Origin of the sequence: Enterocloster citroniae, from assembly GCF_040545455.1 — a bacterium.
Lineage (GTDB): Bacteria > Bacillota > Clostridia > Lachnospirales > Lachnospiraceae > Enterocloster > Enterocloster citroniae.
This window is the reverse complement of record NZ_JBEPLZ010000008.1, coordinates 253,624-273,709: the sequence shown is the minus strand read 5'-3', so window position 1 is coordinate 273,709 and position 20,086 is coordinate 253,624. Positions and strand designations below refer to the sequence as shown.

Sequence of the window (20,086 nt, the reverse complement as noted above, 5' to 3'; positions counted from 1 at the left end):
TTGCTCTTACATTCTAACAGCTTAAGCAACAAGATGGATAATTCCTTACTGGATGTAAGGGATATTAACCATAAATATATTGTAGTAGGAGGAATATTATGAGGAAAAAACAAATTGGTCAAAAGGTCGCGGTGGCTCTGTTTGCTGCAATGCTGGCACTGTCAGGCTGTTCAAAGCCGGTTGATAGTCCTAAGCAGGATCCGGGGGCACAAAGTTCTCCAGGCGCAAAAACAGAGGGGCAGCCGTCAGGCGGCGCTTCCAACCTTTCTATTTTCTGGTGGGGCTCGGACAGCAGGCATGAAGCCACTCAAAAGGTACTGGATCTTTACTCTCAGGATACAGGCGTTACCTTTGATGTGGAATTTACGGGATGGGATGGATACTGGCAGAAGCTGCCGGTGTTAGCTGCCTCAAAGGAGGTTCCTGATGTTCTCCAGATGGATGCAGCCTACATAGAGCAGTATGTTGACAATGGAACGCTGGCGGATCTGTCGCCCTATATTGATCTGGCAGAGTTTGTGGGCGAGGATGAAAAACAGAATTATCTGATCGATGGAAAACTCTATGGAATCCCCCTGAGCCGCAACGGACAGGGCGTTGTCTTTAGCAAAACCAGATTGGCGCAGCTGGGCATTGAAGAGCCGAAAAACGGATGGACCTGGGAGGAGATGATCGCCTGGGGCCGTGAGGCAAAGAAAAAATGCCCGGACGGAGTGTATCCTTTATGGGATATGTGTAACTGGTACCAGTATTACCAGGAATATGTGCAATCCCACGGGGGAGAAAAGACACTGGCAGGAAATGAGTTCAATTTTAATAAAGAAACCTATAAGGAGTACATGCAGCTCTATCTGGATCTGGTAGAAGAAGGGGTATGCCCTCCTCCTGAGGTGATCCTTTCCTTTGTGGAGTATGATCCCATGAACGATTATTTCCTGAATGGGAAAGTGCTGACCCGCAGCATCTCCGTGGGATCTGTTATGACCATTGGGAAAATGCTGCCGGATGATGAACTGGGAGGTGTATGCCTGCCTCAGGGCGAGGGCGGTTCCGGATGGGTACAGTCCACGATCTTCTTCTCGGTAAGCGCCCAGTCTGAGCACATCCAGGAAGCGGCGGACTTTATCAAATGGTTCCTCTCCGATGTGGAGGCAGGGAAGATCCTTAAAACCACCCGGGGACTTCCGCTTTCGGATGAGGTATATGGATCCATTGAGCCGGATCTGGATACTTATGAGAAGCTGAACATGATGCTGTATAAGATCATCACAGCGGATGAGGTAAATCCCACCCCTTACTGGAGTGATGTTCCGCCTGCATTTTCCACATGGAATACGGAGTTTAAGTCCACGGGAGAGGCGGTTATGATCGGAGATATGTCTGTGGAAGACGCGGCGGAGTATCTGTATTCCCTGGGAGCGGAAGCTGCCGCAGAGGCAAAATAAAAGGAGAAGGAATGGACGGACAAAATTTGTCGGGGAAGGTTGCTCTGGTGACAGGTTCCACGTCCGGGATCGGACGGGGGATCGCCCTGGAGCTGGCCAGACAGGGGGCATATGTTCTGGTGACAGGACGCAGACACCAGCGGATCCAGGAAACGATCCGGATGATACGGGAAATGGGAGGGGATGCAAGGGGATGCCCTCTGGATGTCACTGACAAGGATGAGATTTTCAGGTTTTTTAATACCTTTGTCAAGGAAACGGGTATTGATATTTTTGTAAATAATGCAGGAATTACCACGGTAAAGGATTTCCTGGAGAATACATCAGATGAGATCGAATCCATTTGCCGGACAAATCTGCTGGGGGCGGTTTACTGCACCCAGCAGGCCGCCAGACTTATGACTGACCAAAAGAGGGGCGGGACGATTATTATGATCACCTCATGCAACGCCCATGCCCCTCTTCCCGGGCAGTCGTTCTATTCAGCCATCAAATGTGCTCTGGAGGGGTTGGTAAAAGGGATCGCCTGGGAGCTGGCCCCTTACCGGATCCGGGTAAACGCAGTGGCGCCCGGCGCGGTGGTATCGGAATTAACGGGAATAAAGACGGAAGAAGAACAGACAGCGGCTGGAAAAGGGATCCCGATCCCCAGAATGGGACAGCCGGACGAAATCGGAAAAGCAGTCTGTTTTCTGGCCTCAGATGACGCTTCATACATAACGGGGACTTCTTTGTTGGTAGACGGAGGGATTATCCTCCGGAACGCATAATAAAAAAAGTGAGGGTAATAGGTATGAGATTTAACAGGAAAGAGGATATTGAGTTTCTCACAAAGGATTGGCAGGGGGAGCGCTTTGAGGACGGCCGTCCAAAGGTCAGCGACCAGCTTTTAGACCGCCTGAAGGAAGTGACAACCGAGGAGGCTGTCATGGCCCTGATCAATAAGGGTTACATGCATCAGTTTGAGGGCGATCTGCAAAGAAGCAATCAGGACAAAGAAAAGGGCCGTCTGATCGGGCGCGCGGTGACAACGGTTATGGTCCCCACAAGGATTGATGTCCACAACAATCTGCTTGACGAGGGGCGCAATGTAGAGGGAAAACGGGGATTCTTTAATCAATGGGTGATTGAAACCCTGGTAAAGCGGGATGTGATCGTGGTTGATATGTGCGACCAGATCTTATTTGGAACTTATGTGGGAGGGAACCTTTCCACGGCAATCAAAACCCGGACGGAAACAGGCGGCGCTGTGATCTGGGGAGGGATCCGTGATCTGGAGCAGATTGTGGAGATGGATGATTTCCAGGTGTATTACCGCGGGGTTGATCCCACGCCCATTGGCGATGTCATGATGAGCGGGATGAACACGCCGGCACGGATCGGCCGTGCGGTGTGCCTTCCGGGGGATGTGGTGCACGGAACCATCAGCGGGATCACATTTATCCCGGCCCATTTGGCGGAGCATGTGGCGGCAACGGCGGAAAAGTCCCATGTAAAGGATATCTTTGGTTTTGAGCGGTTAAAGCAAGGAGTGTATACATCCGCCCAGATCGATAATGCATGGACCATGGAGATGATGGAGGATTTCCTGGGGTGGTACGGGAAGTCTGAGGAGGCTGAAAAATATCGCGGCTATGGACTGGATTGGACAGAGGAACTGGGGATTGCGAAAAACCCGGAAAGACCCAAGCAGTCAAATGGGCTTGTTGACTATAAACTGCACTGACCCTATGAGAGGAAAGGACATAATGGATGATCAGCGTCTGAAGACGGCGGTTATTACAGATGTTACAACTGAAATTGGAAGGGATGCCGCAATGCTGCTGGCTGAAAATGGGTATCGGTTAATGCTCTGCGTCCCCAAGGGAAAGAATGTTAGACCGGAGGACCGGTTTCAGTTGGAGGACCGGTTTCAGTCAAAGGACCGGTTTGGGGAAAGGAGCTGTTTCTGTCAAACGGAGGAGGTTGACTTTGCGGATGAGGCAGAGGTGCTGCGCCTGTTTCAAAGCCTTACATCAGTTCGGGTGCTTTTCTATAATAACCTGCCCGAGATCCTGTGCAGACCGGTGAGCCAAATCTCCCATGAGGAGTTTGGCCGCTTGGTGGAGGAGGATATTACATCAGTTGTTACAACTGCAAAGGTGTTTGGCTCTTTGATGAAAAACGGCAGCCTGATCTTTCTGGGGTCGGTCCATTCTGACAAACCAAGTGCTGCAGCGCCTTTGAACAGCATGTACATGGGAGCGTTAAAAAACATGGTCCGGGAAGGGGCGGTCAGCTTTGGGACCGGAGGAAACCGCTGCAACCTCATTGAAGTGGGGGCCATGGGAGGAGAAGACCGGCTGTACCAAAATGAAATTTCTCATTTTTATGACGGATATTCCTTCAAAATCCCCAACGGACATATCCCTGTCTCTCGGGATATTTCTCAAATTGTATGTTTCCTGGCCGAGGATGCTGCTGCCGTCAATGGGGAAGCAATCCGGGCGGACAGCGGATTGGTCCTGGAATATTTAGACAAACTGGCCAATGCACGGGCTTATGAAAGGATGAGCGATGAAGGATGTGGAGGTTAAGAGCCTGAAAGGGAAGACAATACTGGTGACCGGATCGGGAAAAGGACTGGGCAGCGCCATCGCAGTGGAGGCGGCGCGGCAGGGGGCAAAGGTTGCGGTCCACTACCGGTCAAGTGAGAAAAACGCGTATCAGGTATTTGAGGAAGTCAGGGCCTTCGGTCAGGACTGTACCCTGATACGGGCCGATCTGTCCATCCCGGAGGAAGCCGAGCGCCTGTACCAGGAGACGGTCCGGGCATTGGGGGAAATTGATATTCTGGTGAATAATGCTGCATTGCAGTATAATCTTGACTTTTCAGGTTATGACGCGGCTAAGATCCGCACGATTTTCCAGGTCAACCTGGGCGGATACCTGCGGATGAGCCAGAGGGTGCTTTCGCCTATGCGGCAAAAGGGCTGGGGAAGGATCATTCATATTTCTTCCGTACACGCAAAGCGGCCAACAACCTTTGACTTCTGTTATTCCATGACAAAGGGGGCGATCAAAATGCTGACCCGGGAATTGGCGCTGGAGTGCGGAGGGACGGGAATTACAGTCAATTCCCTTGAACTTGGAGCAGTGGAGATCGGAGTTAAAAGCGGGAACCCGCAATCAGTGATCACTGGTGAACAGGCGGGCCTAAAACCCCTGTTTCCCTACCGGCCGGAACGGCCGTGGGGACGTATCATCCAGCCGGAGCAGGTGGCTCCTGCTGTCATGTTCCTGGCTTCGGAGGGGGCAGACTGCATCAATGGCGCTGCATTGCGTCTGGATGATGCCGCCATGTTGTTGTGAGAGATCAATGTGAGAGATTAAAAAGAATTGGGAGGTTAATAAACTATGTTGGACGAGCGAGAGGCATTAGACCATGTGAAGACAGGATCGCGGCCATCTGATTTAAAGATTACGGATATCCGTTTTGCGGATATCTGGAAAGCTCCTATGCAGTGTATTATGGTGAAGGTATACACCAATCAGGGACTGGTGGGATATGGAGAAGTGCGGGATTTTGCCGACAAACGTTATGCTCTGATGCTGAAAAGCCGCCTGATCGGAGAGAACCCATGTAATGTAGACAGGATTTTCCGTAAGATCAAGCAGTTTGGCGGGCAGTCGCGCCAGGGCGGAGGCGTGTCCGGGATCGAGGTGGCATTGTGGGACCTGGCAGGCAAGGCATACGGGGTCCCGGTATACCAGCTTTTAGGCGGCAGATTCCGCGATGAGATCCGCCTTTACTGCGACACGGATGTGGCTGGAAAACCGGACGGAAAAAAGATGGGAAAGGCATTAAAATCAAGGATGGAAAAAGGTTTTACAATGCTTAAGATGGATTTGGGCATTGACCTTCTCTATGATGTGCCGGGAGCCCTGAACGCGCCTCTGGGGTTTGTGGAACAGCTTGCAGCGGCAGGGGAACAGCACGAGCATATGCACGGAACCATGGATACGCGCGTTGCAGCCCAGAAGCGCAGGGAGATCACCTGTGTGGAGCATTGCAGGACCGGGATCCAGATCACACAAAAAGGAATGGAGTGGCTTGAGAATTATGTGGCGGAAGCGAGAAGCGAGATCGGTTATGAGATACCGCTGGCGGTTGACCACGTGGGGCATATCGGACTGACTGAGTGCATTAAGCTGGGAAGAATGCTGGAAAAATATAACATTGCCTGGATGGAGGATGCGCTTCCCTGGCATTATACGGATCAATATGCGATCTTAAGAAGGTCGGTCAATGTGCCGGTCGCCACTGGCGAAGATATTTACTTAAAGGAGAACTTTAAACCGCTTCTGGAAGCCGGCGGAGTGTCTTTGATCCATCCGGATATCCTCACTTCAGGAGGAATTTTGGAAAACAAGAAGATTGGAGACCTGGCCCAGGAATACGGGGTAGGAATGATCGTCCACATGGCGGAGACGCCTATTGCCTGCCTGGCTGCAGTCCACAGCACGGCTGCTACGGAGAATGTTCTGGCGCTGGAGTTCCACTCCAATGACATTCCTTGGTGGCAGGACCTGGTTGAATATCCCTATAAACCTATTGTAAACAATGGTTATATTAAAGTGCCGGATCTTCCGGGACTGGGGATTGAAGGGCTGAATGACGAAGTGATTAAAGAACACATTGACAATGACCGTATTCCTGGATTATGGGAGGCAACGGATGAATGGGATTCCACATTTGCGCATGACCGGTTATGGAGCTGATGATAAGGAACTGATCATAACCGGTTCCTACACTGCTCCGGGGCAGCCTGGAGGGATACGGATCTATGAGCTGGATGAAAAAAGCGGGGAACTGACCCCGCTTTTTGAAGGCGGACGGGACATCAATCCTTCTTTTCTTGCAATCCGGGACGGCATGATCCTTGGGGTGAGCGAAGTCAGCCGCGACAGCCAGATCACTCTGTACCGCTGGCTGGAACATGAAAAGCGCTTGCTGCCTGTGGATCATCTCCATGTTCCGGGCGCATCGCTTTGCCATATTACCCCCTGGCCGGGTACGCCGTATTTCACCGTATCCGGCTATAACAGCGGAAGCTTTTTGCTCTGCCGGGAGGAACATGGAAAATTATATCTGGACAGGGAAGAATTTCCCGGGGATGATTATTTTGAACCCGGGTTTGAGGGAAGGGTCTCCCATGTCCACTCCACGCTTTTAAGCCCTGACAATTGTTTTTTATATGTCGCGGACCTGGGGCTTGACCGGATCTTCTGTTACGGAGTCCATGAGCAGGGAGGCATAAAGCTTCTGGAAAAAAAGCGGCAGATCATATTTCCTTGGGGTGAGGGGCCCCGTCACATGGCCGTTTCAAAGGACGGAAAAAATCTTTATGTTGTCACGGAACTAAACAACCATGTTTTTACATTTTCCATGGACGAAGAACGGAATGCACAGCAGCGGCAGGTATTGCCTGTTGGGCATGAGCTTTTTTCACAGGAAGCAGCAGCCGGGGCGGATATTAAGATCAGTGATGATGGGCGCTGTGTTTATGTATCTGACCGTGGGCCGGATACGGTCACGCTGTTCGCCCGGGATAGAGAAACCGGAGACCTGAGGCACGTTAAAACGTATGACAGCGGCGGACACTGGCCGAGAAACATCTGCCTGTCACGGTCGCAGCGCTTTTTGCTGGCTGCGAATGAGCGGAGCGGGGATTTGGCTGTGTTTGCGCGGGATCCCCGGACCGGTGTTTTAAAGGGGCGGGTTTGCAGCATTCATGCACAGCAGATTTCCTTTGCTGCCCCCATGTGATCCCTTCCCTGTCCTTATCCCGGCTCGCTTTTAAAATACTCCCGCGGGGATACCCCGTATTCCTTTTTAAAGCACCTGTAATAATTGGAATAATCCCCGAACCCGCACTGCTGGCTGGCAAAGATAAAAGAGGCTCCGCCGCGGACCATGGCTTCGGCTTCATTTAAACGCAGGCGCAGGATATATTGGTAAATGGTCATTCCGGAAATCTCCTTGAACCGGTGCATGAAGTAGTACCGGTTCATATAAAAATATTCAGACAGCTGGGCCACGGTGATCTGCTGGTCCATGTGGTCCTTAAAATATTGGTCCACCAGGGCCATAAGGCCCATTTCCTTGTTGTCCCGGCTGAATGAGAAGATGTGAGGGTCGTTGTTGTGTTTGTTGACTTCCACAAAGAATTCGGCAAGGCAGCTGCGGCCCAGGATCCGTTTACCGTAAATATCCTCGCTGTTGTACAGGAAGGTCAGCTGGTCCAGAAGGCTGCTGAGCCGGGAACGGATGGGATGGGGATAATGGTAGACCCGGAAGGTGTCTGTTGTAAAACATTCCGACAGATCCACCCCGTCCATGGACAGTTCCTTCAGTACCTGGGGGGACACCTGGAGCGCCATCCTTTCGTAGGGAATGGAGAAATCCAGCATTTCCGGAAAATGCTCCTGATGCCTGTTGATAAACAGAAAATCACCGGGCTTCAGATAGAAGGAAGTTCCCGCCGTATTGTATACGATTCTGCCGGAGATCAGCAGGAACATTTCAAAAAAGTTATGGGAATGACTGTAGATATTCTTGTTGCTGGTATCGGAGTAGAGCATGACCCGATAATCGCAATCTAATTCATATAAGTGTGCTAAAAATGGATGCTTTTCAAATTTCATCTCATAAGAACCCCCTGTTTATTATATAATTTATCACTTAATCTCAACAAATACAACTAAATACTATAGAACTTGGCTAAAAATCAAAGCACGAATCACAATGTTTTCCGCATTAATAACTATGGGATTCGTTCCATTGGGTTGTTATAATTATGTCAAACAATTGAATGCAACATAAACAAAGGAGGACATTATGAGAAAAGCAGTATTACTGTCGCTTTCAGTGGCCGTTACAGCAGCCCTGATGGCTGGATGCGCATCCAAGCCGGCACAGACCCAGACCTCTGCGGCGCAGACCCAGGAGGCACAGACCCAGGCGGCCGGTCAGTCGGAGGCGCCAAAGGAAGAATCCAAGGAAACAGAGGCAAAGGCGGATGACGGCAAGGTCTATGAGCTGCGCACCTCATCCAACCAGGCCCAGTCAGGAACCATAGGGCGTGCCCTGGAGTTTTTCTGCAAGACAGTGGAGGAGAAATCCGGGGGAAGGATCAAGACCACGGCTAACTTTGGGAATGAGCTGGGAAGCCAGTCCGAACAGGTGGAAATGTGCCAGGCAGGCGCTCTGGAGATGGTGGCGGCAGCGCCGGGAACCGGACCAGGAGTGTGGGTGCCTGAGCTTCAGATGTTTGAGTTCCCATTCCTGTTCAAGGACAATGAGGAATACCGCGAAGTTATCAAGGCCATGGAGCCGGAGGTATCCAAACGCCTGGAGCAGCATGGATTTGTAGCCTGCGGCGGACAGTCCATGGGCGCAAGGGACATGCTTACCGTTGCCCCTGTTACCAAGCTGGAGGATATGAAGGGGCTTAAAATGAGAGGTCCCAACAACATTTACATTTCCATGTTCGACTGCCTGGGAGCGTCCGGCACCACCATGGACTGGAACGAAGTTTATACAGCTCTTCAGACAAAGGTAATGGATGGGATGGAGGCGTCTCCGTCCATGATCAACTCTATGAAATTCCAGGACAACGCCAAAAACCTGGCCGTGACCAACCACTGTATGGCCTGTATCATGTATTTCTTTAATAAGGACTGGTATGATAGCCTTCCCCAGGATCTGCAGCAGATCATCATGGAGTCGGTGGATGAGACGGTTGCCTATCAGGCGCGTATTGATGATGAGGACAATGATAAGGCGCTGGAAGAGATGAAGGCAGAGGGCGTTGTGATCACTGAGATCCAGGACATCGACAAGTGGAAGGAAGCGTGCGCACCAATGCTGGAAGAATACAGGGCAAAGGGAGACAACTGGAATTCCTTTATTGATATGATCCTGGAAGCGCAGAAGTAAGGAGTGGACTTTAATGGATTGCCGCCCGGCTGGCTCTGGCCAGTGATACCGGGCGGCAATTTTTAAAAACAGTGCTCAATGTATGGGAGGCAGGACATGTTTAAGAAAATATACTGGATATTGGATAAGATCCGGTCCGTTGCAATTATCGGTATGCTGGGATACATTGTGATCCTCAGCTTTGTGCAGATCGTTTTGCGGTATTTTACTTCCGCGGACTTAAAGCCCTTTGCCTGGGGGGATGAAATCATACGGCTTATGGCCATCTGGGTGGCATTTCTGGCGGCCAGCGTGGGAGTAAAGCAGGAATCCCACTTAAGCGTACAGTTTTTCCTGGACCGTTTTCTCTCGGAGTCCCAGATGAAGATCGCCAAGAAGTGCGCCACCGCGGTGGTGATCGCTGCCCTTGCTGCGGTGACCTATGCCGGGGCCATGCATGTGATGAAAAATACCACCAACATGCTGCAAAATCTTCCTGACATAACCATTGCCTGGTTCTATGCGGCTGTTCCCGTGGGAGGATTTTACCTGATACTGGAGTATGCAGTGCAGCTGTTTGGATGGAAGGACGGCGCCGAAGAGGAGGTGGGAAAATGATCCAGGCCACGCTTGTGTTTTTAGTGCTTTTATTTTTTATATTTCTGGGCTTTCCCATTTTTATGTCCACCCTTATCACGGCCATTATTTTTATCGTAGCAATGGACATCCCCTTTTCGCTGGTGATCATCCGCATGTTTGGAAGCATCAACTCCTTTTCCCTGATGGCCATTCCCTTTTTCGTACTGGCGGGAAATATCATGATGAAGGCCCAGATCACGGATAAGCTGGTGGACTTTGCCAATGCGGCCGTGGGGCAGTTTAAGGGCGGATTGGGATATGTAAATATCCTGACCTCCATGCTTTTTGGCGGTATCCAGGGCTCCGGCGCCGCGGATGCCTCGGCCATCGGGGGAATGCTGATTCCTGCCATGGAAAAACAGGGATATGACAAGGATTATGCGGTTGCTGTTACAGCGGGATCATCCATGCTCAGCCCCATCATTCCGCCCAGCATTGCCATGATCCTGTATTCCTTTTACACTGAGACACCGGTTGCAAAGCTGTTCCTGGGAGGGCTGGTGCCCGGAATCCTCATTGGTATCATGCAGTGCGGTGTCAACTATGTATCCTACAGGAAACGGGGATATGACATTCCTATTACCCGCTTTTCCATGATCCATTTCATAAAGACCTTTTGGAAGTCCCTGGGTGCCCTGATCATGCCCCTCATTATCCTGCTGGGTATTGTGTTCGGTATCGTAACCCCCACTGAGTCAGGAGTCCTGGCAATTGCCTACGGCCTGATCTACGGATTCTTTGTATCCAGGAAGCTGAAGGTAGGGGACCTTCCAAAGATCATTGTAGATTCCGCTGTGACCACCGCCGTGGTATTCATGACCATTTCAGCCGCAGGCGTCCTTGCCAATGTGCTGGTGCGCATGCAGCTTCAGCAGGAAGTGCTGAACTTTGCGGTGAACACGCTGGGCAATCCCTATCTGGCCACCCTGTTCCTGATCATTGTGTTCATGATCCTGGGATGTTTTCTGGATCCCACCATACTCATTGCCATGTTTGCGGGAATCGTGGTATCGGTTGGGGGTGCATTTGGGTTTGATCCCATCCATTACGGCGTTATCATGGTCATTGTGATGCAGATCGGCGCCATCACGCCGCCGGTGGGAACCTTCCTGTTCATCGCCTGCGGAGTGGCGGGCCTGCCGTTGGAAAAGAGCGTTAAGCCATTGATGCCATACATATTGGTGATCCTTGCGGCTATTGCACTTATGATATTTGTGCCGGGCATTGTGACATTCCTGCCCGGACTTATGAGATAGAAATGGGATAAGGGAGGACATCATGCAGATAAAAGCAGACGGACAAAATTATGCGCCCAGGGGACATGCGGCCCCTGTGTGCGGCAAGGATGATTTTCATGTGGGAGTAGTGGGACTGGACCACGGACATATATTCGGAATGAGCAACGGACTCACTGAGGCGGGTGCTGTGATCGATCTGGTCTATGACCCGGACACGGAAAAAGCAGAGGCATTCTGCAAAAGATACCCTGGGGCCAGGACCGCTTCCTCCCTGGAGGAGATCCTGGACAATGAGAGGATCAAGATGATCGCCTCGGCCTCCGTGCCGTCAGAGCGCTGTGACCTGGGGATACAGGCCATGGCCAGGGGAAAGGATTACTTCACGGACAAACCGCCCCTGATCAACAGGGAACAGCTGGACAGGGCCAGACAGGCCGTGAAAGCATACAACAGGAAATACGCGGTGTATTACAGCGAAAGGCGTCACGTGGAGGCCGCGGTATATGCTGAAAAGCTATTGAAGGAACAGGCCATCGGACGGGTGATCAATATCATGGGCTGGGGACCTCACCGGGCCTCTGTCTCCACCAGGCCGGGCTGGTTCTTTGACAAATCCAGGTATGGGGGGATCCTGGTGGACATCGGCTGCCATCAGATTGAACAGATCCTGATTTATGCGGGAGCCAGGGACGCGGTGGTGGAAAAGAGCAGGGTTGCCAACTATGGTCATAAGGAGACTCCCGGATTTGAGGATTTTGGGGACATGATGCTGACCTGCGACAACGGGACCACGGCTTATTCCCGTCTGGACTGGTTTACGCCGGACGGCCTGGGAGCCTGGGGAGACGGGCGGACCCTGATCGTGGGAACGGACGGATACATTGAGATACGCAAATACCTGGATGTGGCAAATGACAGGGAGGGGGATCACCTGTACCTGGTCAACCACGAAGGGGAGCGGCACATAAAGGCAGCCGGACTCATCGGCTTCCCATTCTTTGGAAGACTGATCAGGGATTGTCTGGACAGGACAGATACGGCCTTTGACCAGGATACGGAATTTAAAGCCATTGAACTGGCCATTGAGGCGGAATTGGCGGCAGAGAGAATTGAGGGGTGAGCGGATGTTGGGTATTGCAATCGTGGGAGCCGGAGCTATCGCAGGCGTCCATATTGATGCGTACAAAGAGTTTGTCGGGGACTGCGAGATCAGGGCGGTCTGCGATCTCTATGTGAATAAGGCGGAGGAACTTCTGGAAAAAAAAGGAATACAGAACGCCCGGGCGTATAAGAGTCTGGAGGAAGCCCTGGATCAGGGGGGGATCGATGTGGTATCTGTCTGCCTTCCTCCTTCGGCCCACTGTGAGGCGGCCATCCATGCCCTAAACCATGGGTGCCATGTGCTGGTGGAAAAGCCCATGGCCAGCTCCCTGGAGGAATGTGATAAGATGATCCGCGCTGCAGGGGAAAACAACAGGCTTTTAAGCGTGGTGTGCCAGAACCGCTTTAAGACGCCTATGGAGAGAGTCCACCGCATGCTGGAGGAAGGGACGGGCGGCAGGGTGACCCATGCGATCGTCAACTCCCTGTGGTGGAGAGGAGAGAACTACTATGACCTGTGGTGGAGGGGAACCTGGGAGAGCGAGTGCGGGGGAAGCTTTACCAGCCACTCGGTCCATCACATCGACCTTCTCCAGTGGATGATGGGAATGCCGGAATCAGTGATGGCATGTATGAGAAATGTGGGACACCACAATTCGGAACTGGAGGATGTGGGGGTAGCCGTATTCAATTACCCGGAAGCAATGGCCCAGCTGACCACCTCCATTGTGGACCACGGGGAGGAGCAGGAACTGATCTTCCAGACAGAGAAGGGACGTCTCTCCATTCCCTGGGAACCGGCTGCCTCCAAGCCCCTGCCCAACGGTTTCCCTGAGCAGGATGAGGAAGGGCTGAAGATGCTGGAGCAGGCATACCTGAGCATACCGGAACTTAAACGTGAAGGCCATGAGGCCCAGATCGGAAATTTCCTGGGAGCCATCCAGGGCGGGGAAGCGCTTCTTACCAGCGGTGAGGAGGGCAGGAAATCCATTGAGCTCATTGCCGCCATCTATAAATCAGCGGCCACCCAAAGGACCGTAAAACTGCCGCTGGCCTGCGATGACCCGTTTTACAGCAAATCCACCATGATCCGGGAAATGCCCCACTTTTTCGAGAAGACAAAGAGTGTAGAAAATTTTGAGAAGGTGGAGATCACGCTGGGAAGGGATGTTGGTAAGTAAGGAAACAGACAACCGAGAAAAAAATCCGTGCCCGGGCTGTAAAGTTAAAACAGTCCGGGCATATTTTTGCATTTGGGGTCCGGATATGCTATACTTGCTATGCGCCCGGCAGGATGCCGGGGGACCATAAACCAAAGACAGGACGGATCTCATAGAATGGAATTTTACATGGCTCCCATGGAGGGGCTTACAGGATATATATACAGGAACGCGTACCACGCCTGTTTCCGGCCCATGGACCGGTACTTTACACCCTTTGTATCGCCCAGGGCACAGGGAGGGATGAAGGGCGGACTGAGCTCCCGGGAGATAAACGATATACTGCCCGAACACAACAGGGGGCTTTGCGTGATACCTCAGATCCTTACAAACAGGGCGGAAGACTTCCTGAGGGCGGCCCTGATATTAAAAGAATACGGTTACAGGGAAGTGAATTTGAATCTGGGGTGTCCCTCGCCGACTGTGGTATCCAAGAACAAAGGGGCGGGATTTCTCAGTATGCCCCATGCGCTGGATATGTTTTTGGAAACCGTGACAGAAGAACTGGACAAGATGGGGATGGAAATGTCGGTCAAAACACGGCTGGGCATCTATTCCTCAGATGAGTTTTACCACCTTTTGGAAATCTATAACAAATATCCCCTGACCCAGCTGATCATCCATTCCAGGGTCCGCACGGATTATTACAAGAATACCCCTGACAGGGAAATGTTCGGCTATGGCCTGGAACACGGCAGCAGCCCGGTATGCTATAACGGGGACCTGTTCACGGCAGAGGATTTCAGGGGGCTGACTCAGCAATACCCGAAACTGGGGTATGTGATGATGGGGCGGGGGATCATAGCCAATCCTGGTCTTGTGGAAGCCATAGAGACAGGGACACCTCTGGATAAGGTCCGGTTAGAGGAATTTCACCAGCGGATCTATGAGGGATACAGGGGGATCATGTCCGGGGACAGGAATGTGCTGTTTAAAATGAAAGAGATATGGGCATCCATGATCCGGATATTCTCTGATGACGGGAAATACGGCAAAAAGATAAAAAAGGCCCAGCGGCTCGGCGAATACGAAGCCGCGGTCAGCCAGGTGTTCAGGGATCTGGATATTGTGGAAGGGGCCGGGTTCAAATTGTATTAAACTGGAATTTGTGTTATACTCCAGAGTGTGTCTGGAGGTGGTATTCAGACACACTCCGGGGAGCTTTGTGCATACTCCGGGAAGCTTTGTGCATACTCCCGGAAGTTCCGTACACACTCCGGAAAAACGGCCCCCAGATGTAAGAATCAGACCTGATCCGTATAATCCGCTTTCATAATGGTGCCGCAGGCGATCTTTCCGCCCGAATTGCCGGAGGGCTGGGTGGTAAAGTCATCGGGATGGCTGTGGATGACAACGGACCGCCCCAGGATATCTTCTATTTTAAAGCGTTTGTCATAGAACGCCGTCCATGCATAGCCCTCATTTCCAAGAAGGGGGACCATGTCGCCCGCATGGTTGGGGTGGGCGGCGTTGGTGGGATTATAATGCTCTCCCGTGTTGGCGAAATTGTCTGAGCAGTCGCCGTTCTGATGGATGTGCATGGCGTAGAAATCCGTGGCGCCAGGCATATTCTTGTTGGGAAGGTTGAATATCTCAGCTTCCACCAGCACACCGCCGTAAGGTGTGTGATAGAATTTCACAAGGCCGCTTATTGCGGGAGCGGATGCCCCGCCTCTTACCCAGGCAACGGCGGAAGGGGCCCGAAAGCGCAGTAGATCTGCGAAGATATCAGCAGGAGTGACAGATTGGTTATCCATAATGGTCTCCTAAAAAAGTTTATTCTTTACAGCATATGCAGATAAAAAAAGAATGTGACCAAACATGCGCTGCCATAGCATGTCCTGGTCACATCCGGCTTATAAAATGGAGGGGGCCGGCAGAAGGGGAACTGCCGGCCAATAGGTATGAAAAAGTGTCTTCCTGTATATTTAAAAGGTCTATCACCTTACAAGTAATACTATACAGGGAAAATGTGGCCAAAGTTTGAGCACACGCTAAAGAATCGATAAAGAAACTAAAGTGAAAATAAAGAATTTATAAAAGGCAGGAGTGAATTGCTATGAAAAGACATTTTTTAAAAATCCTTGCCGTATCAGCGGCATTGAGTATCTTTATTTCAAACGCAGCGTATGCCGGAACCTGGACAACGGAATCTGGTCAGTGGAAATACAGACAGGATGACGGGACCTATGCAAAGGGATGGCTTCAGGACACAGATGGGCGGTGGTATTATTTTGATGCCAACGGCCGGATGCTTTCCAATACCGCCACGCCGGACGGATACCAGGTAGGGGAGGACGGAGCCTGGGTGAACCATGACCCATATGCTTCGTACGATGCGGATTATCCCCTAAAGGATTATGCGGACAAGGCCGGGCTGCAGTATGTGGATGTGATCATGAGCTATAACTCAAAGGGGGATCCCGTGATGGAGCGCCGCCTGAGACAGGACTACAATTATGGGCTGTACAACTACTTCGGCCTTTCCGATAACCTGTGCAAAGCGTTATACGGGGAGAGCGACCAGATCGGGACCGGGGAAATGGCGGTGGATGGCGACAGCCTTCTGGTGCTGGCCGGGGTGCCCCTCTACCAGGAAGGGGTGGGGAGCGATACCTATAAGCAGCAGCGCAACCGTATTGCCCTGGTGATACGGGAGTATCTTAACAGTTATCAGTGGAGAAATGCAAGCGAACTGGAGCGGGCCAGGAATGCGGCCTTTTATATTGCCTCCGGCTGTACCTATGATAAGGATCTTTATAACCGGTTTGTGGCGGGAGAAGACACCACGGGCGATCCCTCCTTCACGGCATATGGGTGCCTTGTGAACCATAAGGCGGTGTGTGAAGGGATCTCCGTGGCCTACCAGCTTCTTGCCAGGTCCATGGGACTGAACTGCTTCTGTGCTCCGGATGATGAGGACAAGGACCATATGTTTGTCTATGTACAGGCGGATGGAAACTGGTACAAGGTGGATCTGTCCGTTACAGGCCTGGCCCCCCAGGCCATGGTAAGGCGCTGCTTTACTGACACGGCCAACCAGGAGGTGGAACGGATCATGAAGGCATATTATAATGAGGAAAATCCTCACATCAAACACATCCAATACGACAGTCTGGCTCCCGGAGCCGTATACCAGCTAAAAGGCGGATGGCAGTACCGGGAATACCAATAAAAACTGATGGAAACATTTTTGGGGAAAGGCAGTGGCAAATCATGTATGATAATCTGACGAAAAGTGATATTAAGAAAATGGAAGAGGAGATAGAGTACCGGAAACTGGTGGTGAGAAAAGAAGCGCTGGAAGCGGTGAAGGAGGCCAGAGCCCACGGGGACCTGAGCGAGAATTTTGAATACAAAGCAGCCAAGCAGGACAAAAACCGCAATGAAAGCCGCATCCGTTACCTGGAGAAAATGATAAAGACGGCCAGGATCATCTCCGACCAGTCCGGGGCAGATGAGGTAGGGCTGGGAGACCGGGTGAGCGTATACATTCCGGATGATGACGAGACGGAGGAATACAAACTGGTTACAACCGTCCGGGGAAATTCCCTTCAGGGCCTGATCAGCATAGATTCACCTCTGGGAAAGGCCATCAGGGGCCATAAAGTGGGGGAACGGGTCCACGTTAAGGTGGACGACCGCTTTGGGTATGAAGTGGAGATACGCTCCATCGATAAGACTGCGGCAGATGAGGACGACAAGCTCCGCAGCTTCTGACAGGAAAAAATCAGTACCGGTATAAGGAGAGATCATCATGGCTGCTGTAAATATGACAGAAGGAAAAATAACAAATCATCTGGTCAGGTACTCGGTACCGCTGATCCTTGGAAACCTGTTCCAGCTTACCTACAATGCTGTGGACTCCATCATAGCGGGGCGGTTTATCGGAAAACAGGCATTGGCGGCGGAAGGGACTGCCAGCCCGGTCATGAATATTGTGATCCTGGGCATTTCCGGTATTTGTATGGGGGCCTCCGTCCTGATGAGTGAGTTTTTTGGCGCAGGCCACCAGGATAAACTGAAAAGGGAAATGTCCACCACCGTGATATTCGGCTGTTATTTCTCGGTTATTGTTGCGCTTCTCGGAGTTTTTTTCTCACGACCGCTGCTTAAAGCGCTTCAGGTGCCGGAAGAAATACTGGGCATGGCTTCCACCTATCTGTCCATTATATTCCTGGGAGCTCCATTTACATATTTTTACAATGCAGTTTCCGCTGCCTTAAAAAGTGTGGGGGACTCCAAGACGCCCCTTAAATTCCTGGCATTCTCATCTGTTCTCAATGCCCTGTTGGATCTGATCTTTATAGGCGGCCTGGGCTTTGGCATCGTGTGCTCGGCCACCACCACGGTGATCGCAGAGGCGGCCTCGGCGATTCTGTGTATCACCTATGTGTATAGGAAGATACCCATGCTGCAGCTGAGAAAAGGGGAGTTCACCATGGACCGCCAGCTGCTGCGCCAGACACTGCGCTACGGCAGCGTCACAGCGTTGCAGCAATCCTGCCAGCCCATTGGAAAGCTGCTGATCCAGGGAGCGGTCAATCCTCTGGGGGTTGATATGATCGCGGCCTTTAACGCAGTGAACCGGATTGATGATTATGCCTTTACGCCGGAGCAGAGCATTTCCCATGGCATCACCACCTTCGTGGCACAGAACCGGGGAGCCGGAAAAAAGGAGAGGATCCGGAAGGGCTTTCGCCATGGGCTGACCCTGGAGTTTTGCTACTGGGTATGCATTGCTCTTGTGATCCTGCTGTTTAGAAAACCGCTGATGGGACTGTTTGTCACTGCCGGGAACCAGGGCATCATAGGACTGGGCAGCAGCTATCTGGGACTTATGGCCCTATTCTACATTTTCCCGGCCTTTACCAATGGAATACAGGGCTTTTTCCGCGGCATGGGGAATATGAGCATAACCCTTCTGGGAACCTTTGTACAGACCAGCCTTCGTGTGGTATTTGTGTATCTTCTGGCGCCTGTTATGGGAATGCAGGGCGTTGCCTATGCCTGTGCTGTTGGGTGGAGTGTAATGCTCCTGGTGGAGATTCCGTACTATTTCTGGTTTATGAGAGGAAAGTGATGGGGCATGGGAAGTCCGTGGGGAAGTCCATGGGAAATTTATGGGAAGTCCATAGGAAGTCCGCGGGGAATATGTGGAAAATTGGAAAAATCTGTGGAAATATCAGATGGAATGTTGTAAAATAGCGTTATGAGGCGTGTAACGCTCTTGCAACGGGGGTAGGGGAAACAATGAACGCAGATCAGGGGAATGCCCGTATATTGGGCGAAAGTGAAGGCTTAAATGTATTTATGATGGGAACGGTTATGGTGGAGTATAACAGGAAACCGCTGTCCGTCATGGCAAATCCGCTGGGTAAGATGCTTCAGCTCTTTCTTATCCTTTTATATGCCGGTGAGAAGGGGGTCCTGAGGGAAGAACTGCTGGATATGCTCTACGGAAACGGTGAGAACACCAACCCATCGGGAAGCCTTAGGGCGGCTGTGTTCCGGCTCCGCAAAATACTGGAGGGCAGCGGTCTGCCGGAACATGAGTATATCCGGACCGAGGGCGGGGTGTACCGGTTTGACAAGGGCAGCCTTTCTGTGTACATAGATGCAAAGGATTTTGAGGAAACTGCCAGGAAAGCGCTGAAGACAAGGGATGAAAACCTGTTAAAGAGGGCCTGCCGCCTGTACCAGGGGGAATTTATGGCCCAGCTGGCAGGAGAGAAATGGGTGTCTGTTATCGAAGTGCGGTGCCAGGAACTGTACTTCCAGTGTCTGAGGGTGGCCAGCCATCTGATGAAGGCCAACCGCGAGTACACGGAACTGCTGGAGCTGTGCTCCGCTGCCTGTAATCTTTATCCCTATGAAGAGTGTCAGATCATGAAGATCGACTGCCTGATCGCCATGAAACGCTTTAAGGACGCCATGCAGGTTTACGACCAGGCGGTTGCCCAGTATTTTGAGGAACAGGGTCTTCCTCCCTCTGAGAAGATGCTGGAGCGGTTTAGGACCATGAGCGGCCAGATCCGTTATACTTCAGACACCCTTAAGGACGTAAGGGAAAGCCTGCAGGAGCGGGACCGGGTCAATGGACCTTACTATTGTTCTTATCCTGCCTTTATCGACTGCTACCGACTGCTGGTACGCATGTCGGAGCGGATCGACTTCACCAGCGTGATGCTGTGCTGTACGCTGCTGGATGCAAAGGGAAAACCCCTGGATGCCGCTGGGGATTTGCTGAAGACAGCTTCGGCCAGGCTTCATGAGGCCATCGGAACGTCCGTGAGAAAGGGAGATTTATTTACCTGCTACAATCCAAGCCAGTACCTGGTAATGCTCAACGGCACCTCCCAGGAGTATTGTCTCAGGATATTTGAACGGATAGACCGCACCCTCCATCTGTGGGACGGAGGGCGCAAGGTGAAACTGAACTATCAGGTAATGCCTGAAAGTCTGCTATAAGGTATTCCGCTA

The 20,086-nt window shown here is 51.7% G+C and carries 19 protein-coding genes; 17 read left to right on the top strand and 2 right to left on the bottom strand.

Annotated features, from left to right (window positions below):
* Positions 1 to 98 precede the first annotated feature (98 nt).
* From ABID13_RS13655 to ABID13_RS13625, 7 genes are read left to right on the top strand one after another with little or no spacing between them, the layout of a single operon-like run.
* Positions 99 to 1,445: an ABC transporter substrate-binding protein gene (locus tag ABID13_RS13655; RefSeq protein ID WP_048930805.1), complete on the top strand. Its 1,347-nt coding sequence runs from the start codon at positions 99 to 101 to the stop codon at positions 1,443 to 1,445.
* An 11-nt stretch (positions 1,446 to 1,456) separates the two neighbouring features.
* Complete coding sequence (locus ABID13_RS13650) at positions 1,457 to 2,215, top strand: SDR family NAD(P)-dependent oxidoreductase (RefSeq protein ID WP_048930804.1); 759 nt, start codon at positions 1,457 to 1,459, stop codon at positions 2,213 to 2,215.
* A gap of 23 nt (positions 2,216 to 2,238) precedes the next feature.
* Complete coding sequence (locus tag ABID13_RS13645; protein ID WP_007868640.1) at positions 2,239 to 3,171, top strand: RraA family protein; 933 nt, start codon at positions 2,239 to 2,241, stop codon at positions 3,169 to 3,171.
* A gap of 22 nt (positions 3,172 to 3,193) precedes the next feature.
* Entirely contained in the window at positions 3,194 to 4,021 is an 828-nt protein-coding gene (locus ABID13_RS13640) for an SDR family oxidoreductase (protein ID WP_007868631.1), read from the top strand.
* Positions 4,002 to 4,796 (top strand): SDR family NAD(P)-dependent oxidoreductase, encoded by a 795-nt coding sequence (locus ABID13_RS13635; RefSeq protein ID WP_007868629.1) that lies wholly within the window; start codon positions 4,002 to 4,004, stop codon positions 4,794 to 4,796. The genes ABID13_RS13640 and ABID13_RS13635 overlap by 20 nt, the downstream gene beginning before the upstream one ends.
* A 45-nt stretch (positions 4,797 to 4,841) precedes the next feature.
* Positions 4,842 to 6,206, top strand: a complete 1,365-nt coding sequence (locus tag ABID13_RS13630) for a mandelate racemase/muconate lactonizing enzyme family protein (protein ID WP_007868627.1) — start codon at positions 4,842 to 4,844, stop codon at positions 6,204 to 6,206.
* Positions 6,163 to 7,254 carry a lactonase family protein gene (locus ABID13_RS13625; protein WP_197092206.1) on the top strand — a complete coding sequence of 364 codons (1,092 nt, stop codon included), beginning with the start codon at positions 6,163 to 6,165 and terminating at the stop codon, positions 7,252 to 7,254. Before ABID13_RS13630 ends, ABID13_RS13625 begins: the two co-directional genes overlap by 44 nt.
* Positions 7,255 to 7,268: 14 nt before the next feature.
* Here ABID13_RS13625 and ABID13_RS13620 read toward each other — a convergent pair whose 3' ends face one another.
* Complete coding sequence (locus ABID13_RS13620) at positions 7,269 to 8,132, bottom strand: AraC family transcriptional regulator (protein WP_048930802.1); 864 nt, start codon at positions 8,130 to 8,132, stop codon at positions 7,269 to 7,271.
* Between the two features lie 193 nt (positions 8,133 to 8,325).
* On the opposite strand from ABID13_RS13620, the gene ABID13_RS13615 reads away from it, so the two are divergent.
* The 6 genes from ABID13_RS13615 to ABID13_RS13590 all read left to right on the top strand — a co-directional run bounded on the left by ABID13_RS13615 (position 8,326) and on the right by ABID13_RS13590 (position 14,701).
* On the top strand, positions 8,326 to 9,426 hold the full coding sequence (locus tag ABID13_RS13615; protein WP_048930801.1) for a TRAP transporter substrate-binding protein: 1,101 nt from the start codon (positions 8,326 to 8,328) through the stop codon (positions 9,424 to 9,426).
* Positions 9,427 to 9,522: 96 nt separating this feature from the next.
* Complete coding sequence (locus ABID13_RS13610; protein WP_007868617.1) at positions 9,523 to 10,023, top strand: TRAP transporter small permease; 501 nt, start codon at positions 9,523 to 9,525, stop codon at positions 10,021 to 10,023.
* A complete protein-coding gene (locus ABID13_RS13605; RefSeq protein WP_007868615.1) occupies positions 10,020 to 11,300 on the top strand; it encodes a TRAP transporter large permease in 1,281 nt (426 codons plus the stop codon). Before ABID13_RS13610 ends, ABID13_RS13605 begins: the two co-directional genes overlap by 4 nt.
* 22 nt (positions 11,301 to 11,322) lie before the next feature.
* Complete coding sequence (locus ABID13_RS13600; RefSeq protein ID WP_048930800.1) at positions 11,323 to 12,402, top strand: Gfo/Idh/MocA family protein; 1,080 nt, start codon at positions 11,323 to 11,325, stop codon at positions 12,400 to 12,402.
* Positions 12,403 to 12,406: 4 nt separating this feature from the next.
* Positions 12,407 to 13,564 (top strand): Gfo/Idh/MocA family protein, encoded by a 1,158-nt coding sequence (locus ABID13_RS13595; protein WP_048930799.1) that lies wholly within the window; start codon positions 12,407 to 12,409, stop codon positions 13,562 to 13,564.
* A 156-nt stretch (positions 13,565 to 13,720) separates the two neighbouring features.
* Positions 13,721 to 14,701: a tRNA dihydrouridine synthase gene (locus ABID13_RS13590; protein ID WP_048930798.1), complete on the top strand. Its 981-nt coding sequence runs from the start codon at positions 13,721 to 13,723 to the stop codon at positions 14,699 to 14,701.
* 146 nt (positions 14,702 to 14,847) lie between these two features.
* On the opposite strand, the gene ABID13_RS13585 is transcribed toward ABID13_RS13590, so the two are convergent.
* Positions 14,848 to 15,360, bottom strand: a complete 513-nt coding sequence (locus ABID13_RS13585) for a superoxide dismutase family protein (protein ID WP_007868598.1) — start codon at positions 15,358 to 15,360, stop codon at positions 14,848 to 14,850.
* A 302-nt stretch (positions 15,361 to 15,662) separates the two neighbouring features.
* Here ABID13_RS13585 and ABID13_RS13580 point away from each other — a divergent pair, with 302 nt between their 5' ends.
* The 4 genes from ABID13_RS13580 to ABID13_RS13565 all read left to right on the top strand — a co-directional run bounded on the left by ABID13_RS13580 (position 15,663) and on the right by ABID13_RS13565 (position 20,074).
* Complete coding sequence (locus ABID13_RS13580; RefSeq protein ID WP_048930797.1) at positions 15,663 to 16,778, top strand: hypothetical protein; 1,116 nt, start codon at positions 15,663 to 15,665, stop codon at positions 16,776 to 16,778.
* Between the two features lie 41 nt (positions 16,779 to 16,819).
* On the top strand, positions 16,820 to 17,323 hold the full coding sequence (gene greA, locus ABID13_RS13575; RefSeq protein WP_048930796.1) for a transcription elongation factor GreA: 504 nt from the start codon (positions 16,820 to 16,822) through the stop codon (positions 17,321 to 17,323).
* Positions 17,324 to 17,360: 37 nt separating this feature from the next.
* Complete coding sequence (locus ABID13_RS13570) at positions 17,361 to 18,686, top strand: MATE family efflux transporter (RefSeq protein ID WP_007868585.1); 1,326 nt, start codon at positions 17,361 to 17,363, stop codon at positions 18,684 to 18,686.
* Between the two features lie 170 nt (positions 18,687 to 18,856).
* Positions 18,857 to 20,074: an AfsR/SARP family transcriptional regulator gene (locus ABID13_RS13565; protein ID WP_007868583.1), complete on the top strand. Its 1,218-nt coding sequence runs from the start codon at positions 18,857 to 18,859 to the stop codon at positions 20,072 to 20,074.
* The last annotated feature ends 12 nt before the right edge of the window (positions 20,075 to 20,086 follow it).